The organism is Candidatus Eisenbacteria bacterium, from assembly GCA_030017955.1.
In the GTDB taxonomy this organism is placed as follows: domain Bacteria; phylum Eisenbacteria; class RBG-16-71-46; order JASEGR01; family JASEGR01; genus JASEGR01.
This window is the reverse complement of the sequence record JASEGR010000200.1, coordinates 1-1,890: the sequence shown is the minus strand read 5'-3', so window position 1 is coordinate 1,890 and position 1,890 is coordinate 1. Positions and strand designations below refer to the sequence as shown.

Below are 1,890 nucleotides of genomic sequence, written 5' to 3'. Positions count from 1 at the left end.
TGGTATGGAAGATGCCGCTTGAGCAGATGCAGATGCTTATCGATCTGTTTGGCAAGTCCCAGCCGCTTCGCCATCAAATGGATCACACCAATTCCTCCGCAGGCAATCCCCTTATGGCGATCATCCATCTCATATCCAATGTTGATCCCCCTGAACATCGGCCTCTGTTGGTTTTCCCAGTTTCTGCGCTCCAAACGTTTCTCAATTTTTCTCTTGCGCTTCCCCAGTATTTTGTGGTTTAATTTCTTCACTCGAAATGCTCCTTTCCGATGGGCTTTTGTTTTTTGTCAAAACTATAATAGCCTTATCTGGAGGGCATTTCGAGTACTTTCTCACTTTCTTCCAAAATAATTACACTTGTTTAGGGACTAGTGTGGTGTCTCTAACACTTCTTTACATACTCCGTTCGCCCTGAGCTTGTCGAAGGGTGTACAATATCGAGGGGTTACGTTCATGGTTCGACATGCTCACCACGAACGGATTGTAAAAGGATAAAGATCCGACCCCAAATCCTGGCAGGGCTTCATCTCCCGGACGCTTCTGAAATCGACAGAGGGGACGGACCGTTATGCCGCCGTCGTTGAGCATGAGTCGAAGGAGACCTTCATGGCCATGCATCTGAGTGATGACCGCCAGACCCTCTTCAAGAAGGTGGAAACGCTGATCGACGGAATGCCGGAACTCCATTTCTACGAAGTGGTGGCGACTCGGCGTAAATAGTTCCTGAGTTACGATGACGCCATACCAGCAACGAAAGGAGGACAAACGGATGAAACGACCCATCAAGAACAATGTTTCCTGGATCGGGAAGATCGACTGGGAGCTCCGGAAATTCCACGGCGACGAGTATTCGACCCACAGGGGCTCAACCTACAATTCCTATCTGATCCAGGAGGAAAAGGTCGCTGTGATCGATACGGTCTGGGCGCCCTTCGCCAAGGAGTATGTCGAAAACCTGGAAAAGCAGATCGATCTGAAAAAGATCAACTACGTGATCGCCAACCATGCGGAGATCGATCATAGCGGCGCCCTTCCCGAGCTCATGAACCGCATCCCCGATGTTCCCGTCTACTGCACGGCAAACGGCGTCAAGTCGCTCAAGGGTCATTACCACAAGGATTGGAATTTCCGTCCGGTCAAAACCGGGGACAAGCTCAGCCTGGGGGCGAAGGAGCTGATCTTCATCGAGGCGCCGATGCTCCACTGGCCCGACAGCATGTTCTGCTACCTGACCGGGGACAACATCCTCTTCAGCAACGACGCCTTCGGCCAGCACTATGCGTCGGAATACATGTTCAACGACCTGGTCGACCAGTCAGAATTGATGGCCGAATGCATCAAATACTACGCCAATATCCTGACCCCCTTCAGCAAGCTGGTCACGAAGAAGATCCAGGAGGTTCTCGCCTTCAACCTGCCCGTGGAGATAATCTGCACAAGCCACGGGGTCATCTGGCGGGACAACCCCGTCCGGATCGTCCAGCAGTACCTGAAATGGGCGGATAACTACCGGGAAGACCAGATCACGCTCGTCTACGACACGATGTGGAACGGCACGCGCGTCATGGCGGAGAACATCGCCCGAGGGATCAAACAGGCCGATCCCCAAGTCAACCTGAAGCTCTACAACCTGGCCAAATCGGACCGGAACGACGTAATGACCGAGATATTCCGCTCCCGGGCCATCCTGGTCGGATCCCCGACGATCAACCGCGGCGTCCTGACCTCGATCGCAGCGCTTCTGGAAGAGATGAAGGGCCTGAAGTTCAGAAACAAGAAAGCGGCCGCCTTCGGCTGTTACGGCTGGAGCGGCGAATCCGTCAAGATGATCCAGGGGCAGCTTGAAGCGGCGGGATTCCAGGTGATAGACGGCGGTCTCCGGTGCCTCTG

The 1,890-nt window shown here is 53.5% G+C and carries 2 protein-coding genes; one reads left to right on the top strand and one right to left on the bottom strand.

The features are described 5' to 3' along the window. A partial coding sequence (locus tag QME66_13650; GenBank protein MDI6809990.1) for an IS1380 family transposase occupies positions 1-251 on the bottom strand: 251 nt, incomplete at its 3' end. Between the two features lie 518 nt (positions 252-769). Here QME66_13650 and QME66_13645 point away from each other — a divergent pair. Then, on the top strand, positions 770-1,890 hold a 1,121-nt coding region (locus tag QME66_13645), incomplete at its 3' end, for an anaerobic nitric oxide reductase flavorubredoxin (protein ID MDI6809989.1).